The 6,925-nt window shown below is 66.3% G+C and carries 6 protein-coding genes; 3 read left to right on the top strand and 3 right to left on the bottom strand.

The features are described from left to right. Positions 1–119 precede the first annotated feature (119 nt). Entirely contained in the window at positions 120–1,412 is a 1,293-nt protein-coding gene (locus J1M86_RS20075) for a YibE/F family protein (RefSeq protein WP_307786696.1), read from the top strand. Between the two features lie 6 nt (positions 1,413–1,418). On the opposite strand, the gene ald is transcribed toward J1M86_RS20075, so the two are convergent. Then, positions 1,419–2,501 (bottom strand): alanine dehydrogenase, encoded by a 1,083-nt coding sequence (gene ald, locus J1M86_RS20070; protein ID WP_206511169.1) that lies wholly within the window; start codon positions 2,499–2,501, stop codon positions 1,419–1,421. A 102-nt stretch (positions 2,502–2,603) separates the two neighbouring features. Here ald and J1M86_RS20065 point away from each other — a divergent pair, with 102 nt between their 5' ends. Then, on the top strand, positions 2,604–3,131 hold the full coding sequence (locus J1M86_RS20065; protein WP_075840937.1) for an Lrp/AsnC family transcriptional regulator: 528 nt from the start codon (positions 2,604–2,606) through the stop codon (positions 3,129–3,131). 52 nt (positions 3,132–3,183) lie between these two features. On the opposite strand, the gene J1M86_RS26730 is transcribed toward J1M86_RS20065, so the two are convergent. Both J1M86_RS26730 and J1M86_RS20055 read right to left on the bottom strand, forming a co-directional pair. After that, complete coding sequence (locus J1M86_RS26730) at positions 3,184–4,833, bottom strand: Hsp70 family protein (protein ID WP_206511168.1); 1,650 nt, start codon at positions 4,831–4,833, stop codon at positions 3,184–3,186. 102 nt (positions 4,834–4,935) lie between these two features. Further along, complete coding sequence (locus tag J1M86_RS20055; RefSeq protein WP_206511167.1) at positions 4,936–6,333, bottom strand: hypothetical protein; 1,398 nt, start codon at positions 6,331–6,333, stop codon at positions 4,936–4,938. Positions 6,334–6,662: 329 nt separating this feature from the next. Here J1M86_RS20055 and J1M86_RS20050 point away from each other — a divergent pair, with 329 nt between their 5' ends. After that, on the top strand, positions 6,663–6,920 hold the full coding sequence (locus J1M86_RS20050; protein WP_075841076.1) for an acyl carrier protein: 258 nt from the start codon (positions 6,663–6,665) through the stop codon (positions 6,918–6,920). The last annotated feature ends 5 nt before the right edge of the window (positions 6,921–6,925 follow it).

Below are 6,925 nucleotides of genomic sequence, written 5' to 3'. Positions count from 1 at the left end.
CCCCCGGGGCGATCAGGAAGGTGGCGGGGGACGCCCCCCCTGCTCCCCGCCACCGAGCTCCAACACCTTCGGACCGCGCTGCGGGACCCCGCTGTATCGGACCCATGGATACTTGCAGCGTGGAGTCACACGGTCATGGACACGGTCATAGCAACTCACCCGCACCGGTCGGCCCGGTTGCGGCACGCATAGTCGTCGGCCTACTCGTAGCGATCGGAATCGCCGTGATCGCGGGCGCGGTCGCGCTGTGGCCCGGCGAGCAGAGCGTCGAGATCCCGCTACCGTTCCAGACATCCGGCGGCGGCACCGTCAACACCGAAGCCGGCACCGTCATCTCGCAGGACATCGGCGCGTGCGGAAGCGCATCGGCAGGTCGCGTCTTCACCGGCAATCCGACGCCACCCGTCGGGGCTGGATACGACTGTCAGCGCAGCATCGTGACCATCGAGTCGGGGCCCAATGCCGGCACCCGCACGCTGCTCGAGATCGTGCCAGGGCCGGGTCAGCCCGATATTCGAACGGGTGAAAGTGTCCGCCTCGTACGCCAGACCGACCCGAGCGGTACGACGCAGTACTCGTTCAACGATTTCTCCCGAGGCCTGCCGCTGAGCATCATCGTCGGCGTCTTCGCCGTGGTGGTCTGCATCGTCGCCCGGTGGCGCGGTTTTCGTGCGCTGATCGGTCTGATCATCGCGTTCGGGGTGCTCGTGATTTTCCTCTTACCCGCCCTGCTGGACGGCGCGCCCGCCATCCCCGCCGCGCTGGTTGCCGGGTCGATCATTCTCTATGCCGTGCTCTATCTGGCGCACGGCGTCAACCTGCGGACCAGCTCGGCCCTGCTCGGCACGTTGACCTCGATGGCCTTGGCAGCGGTGTTGTCCTACGTCGCCATTCGCATGACTCACCTGACCGGCCTGTCCGAGGAACAGAACACCGACGTCCAGGCCTACATCCAGAACGTCAGCATCACCGGTCTGCTGCTCGCGGGATTCATCATCGGCTCGCTCGGCGTTCTCAACGACGTCACCATCACGCAGGCGTCATCGGCATTCGAGATCGCCGCCGCCGACGCCACTGCGACGCGACGGTCGATCTTCACCTCTGCGATGCGCGTCGGCCGAGACCACATCGCCAGCACCGTCTACACGCTCGTCCTCGCCTACGCCGGTGGCGCGCTCCCGCTGCTGCTGCTCTTCAGCGTCGCCGGTCGGTCCATCCAAGATGTACTGACCGGTGACGCCGTGGCGATCGAAATAGTCCGCTCGGCCGTCGGCGGTATCGCGCTCTCGCTGTCGGTACCGTTGACGACGGCGATTGCGGCGCTACTGGCCCGGCCGGGTGGCGTCGCTGAATCCGGTACCCCGGCCGCACCCAAGCCGCCGGCGAGAAAATCGGGGCGGCACTCGAGGTAGCGCGGCTCACGCGAAGGCTGCGGCCACCGATTCCGACAGCAACGCGCCGTCGTGGATGGTGAGGCCGTTCTTCAGTCCGGCGTCGGCCTCGCAGGCAGCTTCCCAACCCTTGTCGGCCAGGGCGACCACGTAGGGCAGCGTCGCGTTCGTCAGGGCGTACGTGGACGTACGCGGAACGGCTCCGGGCATGTTCGCGACGCAGTAGAACACCGATTCGTGGACCCGATAGGTGGGCTCGGCATGAGTGGTGGGCACCGAGTCCTCGAAGCATCCACCTTGGTCGATTGCGATGTCGACGAGCACCGAACCCGGCTTCATGCGTTGAACGAGGCTGTTGGACACTAGTTTCGGCGCTCTCGCACCGGGGACGAGGACGGCACCGATGACCATGTCGGCGTCGAGGACCGCCTGCTCGAGTTCCAGGGCGTTCGACACGAGGGTCTTGACGCTGCCGCGGTACTGATCGTCGATGGCTCGGAGCGCTTTGACGTTGAGGTCGAGCACGGTGACGTCGGCATGCATGCCGTGCGCGATCGCGACGGCGTTGCGGCCGGATACTCCGGCGCCGATGACGACGACGTTCGCGGGGCGTACGCCCGGGACGCCGCCCATGAGAACTCCGCGGCCGCCGCCGCTCGCCATCATGTGGTACGACCCGGCCTGGGGCGCGAGCCGCCCCGCGACCTCGCTCATCGGGGCGAGCAGCGGAAGTGAACCGTCGGGGGCGGTGACGGTTTCGTAGGCTATTGCGGTGGTGCCCGATGCCAGCAGCGCGTCGGTGCACGCCTTCGATGCGGCGAGGTGCAGAAAAGTGAAAAGCACCTGGTCCTTGCGGAGCCGCGCGTACTCCTCGGCGATGGGCTCCTTGACTTTGAGCAGCAGGTCGGCTGCATCCCAGACCTCGCTCGCCGAGGTGAAGATCTGTGCCCCTGCTGCTTTGAAGTCGGTGTCGGAGAAAGACGAGCCTGCGCCCGCCTCGGTTTCGATGATCACTTCGTGTCCGTGCGAGACCAGTTCATGCACGCCCGCCGGGGTGATGGCCACCCGGTATTCGTGGTTCTTGATCTCGCGTGGAATTCCGATTTTCATGGCAGCCTCCCAGAGCTGAACAGGTTCGGGTTATGAAGCAAACTATGAATTATCAGCGAAAGACTCACAACAGATGTGAACATAATTCTGTAGAGTCTCGATATGGCTTCTGATAGTTCACCCCGAGGAGGTCGTGGAGCTCGCCGGCCGAATGATGTTCGGCACGTGCAACTCGACGATATCGACCACATCCTGCTCGACGAGCTTCGCCGTGACGCCCGCATTCCCAACAACGCGCTGGCCGCGGCCGCCGGAATTGCCCCCTCGACCGCGCTCGGTCGTGTTCGATCGCTCGTGGAACGGGGCGTCATCCGGGGCTTTCACGCCGAAGTGGACCCGGAGGCACTCGGGCAGGGCATTCAGGCGATGATCTCGGTTCGACTGCAAGCCGAAGCCCGCAAACACATCGGGGAGTTCGGCGAACAGATCGCCTCACTGGAAGAAGTGTTGAACATCTACTTCATCGCCGGAGCGGACGACTTCCTCATTCAAGTGGCGACGGTCGATACCGCTGCTCTGCGAAACTTCGTCGTCGACAACCTCAGCGCACACCCCGCTGTGTACGCGACGGAAACGATCCTCATCTTCGAGCACGTCCGACCCCGCAAGAACGGCGCTCCGCGCATGTGAGCGGAAATACATAGCCCTCTATGTATTTCCGCGCACATGCGCCGAAGGCGCCCTACGGCGCGGGTGGGAACAGCGGCGGGATGGTCGGCAACGTGAAATCGGGGAACGCCGGGATCAACGGCGGCGGCTCCGGCGCCGGCGGCGGCACCTGAGCAGGCGGCTGCGGCACGGGAGCCTGTTCGGTCTCCTGCGGTTCCGGACTCTGAGGCGCCGGTGCCGGCTGTGCGGGCGCCGGGTTCTCGGCAACTTCGCCTACTGGGGGCACTTCGGGCGCCGGCGGAGGAACTACTTCCGGCGGCGGGGCCACCGGCGCGGCGGGCGCATCCGGCGTCACCGCATCGGGGGCACTGGGTGCATCGGTCACCGCAGTGTCGACGACGGGCGGCGCGTCACTCGGCCTGGTCAGGAGAAAGCCGGATACCGCAACCACTGCAGCCGCTGCCACTGCGGCCACCGACCACGACCGCACCAGCCGACTCCGACGCTCTGCATCGTCCTCGCCATCGTCGTCCTCGTAGTCCGAGGCCAGCCAATAGACGTTCTGCAACGCGAATTTCGTCGACGACGCCGGTGCCACCGGCGGTGAGGCTGCAGCAGGCGTCGGGACAGCAGCAGGCGTCGGGACAGCAGCAGGCGGCGGGACAGCAGCAGGCGGCGGGACAGCGGGAGGCGCCGGGACAGCGGGAGGCGCCGGCGTCGTGACGAGCGGCGGCATCGTCAGCGGGTACTCCTCGCGCGTCAGGGTGTCTACCGGTCCCCCACCCGAGGAACCCCGTTCGGGAGATACGCCACCTGCAGCAGCGAAGGCGGGGCGCGGACGGGTGCGGACCGGCTCCTCGACCGGGCGGGCCGAAAGCGCTGCTCCGCGGGCCGCGACGGACTCCGGCTCGTTGGGGGTCAGCGCCGGCAGCTCGAGCGCCGGTCCCACTCTTTTGCGGACCAGCGGGATCCGCGACCCGCCGCCGATGAGCACGACGGCGTCGATGGGTACCTGCGCCCCGATCATCACTTCGCGCGCGAACTCGATCGATCGATCCACCTCGTCGGTGATCAGATCCTCGTAGCTGTCACGGGAGAGCAGAATCATGCCGCTCGCGTCCGGCAGGCACACCGCGTCGCTACCCGAGAGTCGTTCCTTGGCCACGCGGCAGCGGCGGGTGAACAGCTCGATATCGGGCGCATCGCGGCGTTTGCCGAGACGTTCCAGTTGGTTGTCGCGCAGGATCGAGTCGAAATGATCTCCGCTGAACTCGGCGCTGCGCCGGGTGACGAACACGCGCCGGGTGAGCAGGTCCACCACACTGACGTTCAGGCCGGAACTGCCCAGGTCGTACAGCGCGACGGTGCCGTACCCGGCGGCTTCACCGCTCGCGACGAGGTACTCCACCACCGCTTCGACCTCGTGCACCAGGTGATAGTTGTGCAGGTGCTGATTGCCGAGTGCCCGGTGCAGGGCATCTGCCTGGTTGGCGTCGCGGTAGGCGACGCCGGTGGCCATCGACGGCTCGGACTCCGCTGCCAGTGCGCTGATGGACTCGGCGGCGAGGTACTCGACGTTTTCGTCGACGGTGTCGATCACCTGGTTCTTGAAGAACAGTTGGCGAGGAGCCGACGGCGTCTTCGCCGCGATTGCGGCAGCGTTGCGCGGCAGAGCCATGCGTACGGCGTGGGCGCCCATGGACACCCCCAGCAACACAGTCATCGTCTCGGCCTCACTTCGTTGAACACTGGACTGTAGCGCCCAAAAAGGCCACGCTACCGGGTGCGGGGACGCACTGTGCGGTGGCCCTGGCCCGCTGCGGGGTCAATTCTCGACGCCGAACCCGGATTCCTGCTCGACGAAGCCCTCCCCGAACGTCTCGGCACCCAGCCCCGAGTCGCCGGTATCGAACGAATCGAAACTACCCGTTTGCGACTCGTCGAACTGGTCGAAATCCTCCGGCGGTGCCTCGGGGAATTGCTCGACGACAGCCGGCGGCGCAGGTTCCACCGGGGCCGGCACGCGTTCGACCACTGCCGTCGTGCCCGCGGGCACAGGGTCGACGCCTATTCCGGGGGGCGGCGGGGTGTCCCCGCGTAGGAAGATCACGCCCCACACGACCGTCACGATCGCTGCCAGGCCTGCCAACCCGGCTGCGTCGCGCACCGACCACCGAATTCGGCGGCGCGCGCGAGTTCCGTCCGCCTCGGCCGGTGCGGCACCAAGGGGCTCGAAAGCAGTGGACGTATCGAGAGCGGTGGAGCGGCCCACGGCGCCGGATTCCTCGCGCGTGGGTGCGACGACGCGGATGGGGGCCGTGACCGGGTCTGTATGTTCTTCGAGATCCGGGTCCGCGCGCAAAGCCTCGATCGGGGCGTCCGGTGACACCGCGTTCTCGGGTGCCTCGACGGCAACGCCCTCGTCGACTTCGAGCCGCGGCACCGCTTCGAGTGCGGCTCCGTGCAGGATGACCGAACTGGGCGACTCGGGCAGAACGAGGGGCACGGTCCACTGCTGCTCGACGAGCGTGCGGATCAGCGGAATGCGCGCCCCGCCGCCGATGAGCATGACGGCGTCGGGCTCGGTGGGAGCGGCCCAGGCGAGAGTGCGTCGTACCGTCGAGTCGATCGCGTTCTCGAATTCCTCACGCGTGAGGAGCATGGGGCCCCCACCTGGGGCACGAACGCCGGCAGAGGTGGTGATCAGTTCTTTCAGCTCACGGAAGAAGTCGCGATACTCACGCTCGGCCTCGGCACCGTAGGCGGGCGGCAGAATGCCCTTGGTCATCACGAGTTGTTCGACGACGTCGTCGAGCGCTTCCCCGGACAGGAGGGTGCGGCGGTCCGACCGCGTCACTTCTCCCGCAGCTACATCGAGGGTGAAGGCCGATGTTCCGTCTCTCCCGAGGTCCAACACCAGCAGGGCACGAGCGTGCGCCAATTCTTCGACCGAGCGCGCGTAGGCGAGCAGCGCACCGCCCTCGTCCACGACGCGGGCTCTGGAGATGGGGCCGGCGCGGAGAGAGTCGAGGAGCGATTCGACTACGACGGTGTCGCGGCCGGTGAGGACGACGTCATCGAAAGGTCCGCAGTCGACGAGTTTGCCGTTGAGGAGCCCTGCGGCCCCCTCGGCGTCTATCGAGTCCTCGACCCGCTCCCCATCTCGGAAGTACGAGATTCGGACAGCGTCCGACTCCACGGCCACGCCGCAGACTGCACCCATCGGCAAGAATTTCCTTCTGACTTGGACGATCCCGACGTCCGCTCAACAGTACTTGGCGTGCAGCGATGCTCATCGCCTCCGACTTCGACGAGAGCGGTGAAAGTGCGTCGTGCGCCACAGCGCGGTGCACATCACCGCTGGTGAACGCGGAGCCGAAAAAGATCCTTTCAACAAACTCGAACTGCAGCGTAACGCTTTAAAACAATCTAGGATATTGTTTGGGTGGGTCTGGGGAGACTGCTGGGTCGGAACGGTTCACGTCCTTCGACCCACGGTCAATGCGAGGCCGGCCGGTCTCGTCAAGCACACGAGATCTGGTGGAGGTTCGCATGGAGACGCTCAACTCCGAAGACAGCGCACGGGTACGGGACGTACTGGAGAAGTTTGGCAAGCTGCCGGTGCCCGTCGCCGAGATCGACGCCTCCGCCGACCTCTACGACAGCGGTCTCACCTCGCACGCCAGCGTCAACGTGATGATCGCGCTCGAAGACGAGTTCGACGTCGAGTTCCCCGACGCCATGCTGCAGAAGTCGACCTTCGGAAGCATCGACGCCATCACCTCCGCCATCGCACGGCTGACGGACTGATCGCC

Source organism: Rhodococcus sp. KRD197 (genome assembly GCF_017168235.1).
Lineage (GTDB): Bacteria > Actinomycetota > Actinomycetes > Mycobacteriales > Mycobacteriaceae > Rhodococcoides.
Note: the sequence above shows the minus strand (reverse complement) of the source record. Positions and strands in the feature narration are given on the sequence as shown.

Excerpts from the sequence above, each read along its gene's own strand:
- ald (WP_206511169.1), bottom strand. The coding sequence starts at position 2,501 with ATGAAAATCGGAATTCCACGCGAGATCAAGAACCACGAATACCGGGTG.
- J1M86_RS20065 (WP_075840937.1), top strand. The coding sequence starts at position 2,604 with ATGGCTTCTGATAGTTCACCCCGAGGAGGTCGTGGAGCTCGCCGGCCG.
- J1M86_RS26730 (WP_206511168.1), bottom strand. The coding sequence starts at position 4,833 with ATGACTGTGTTGCTGGGGGTGTCCATGGGCGCCCACGCCGTACGCATG.
- J1M86_RS20055 (WP_206511167.1), bottom strand. The coding sequence starts at position 6,333 with ATGGGTGCAGTCTGCGGCGTGGCCGTGGAGTCGGACGCTGTCCGAATC.
- J1M86_RS20050 (WP_075841076.1), top strand. The coding sequence starts at position 6,663 with ATGGAGACGCTCAACTCCGAAGACAGCGCACGGGTACGGGACGTACTG.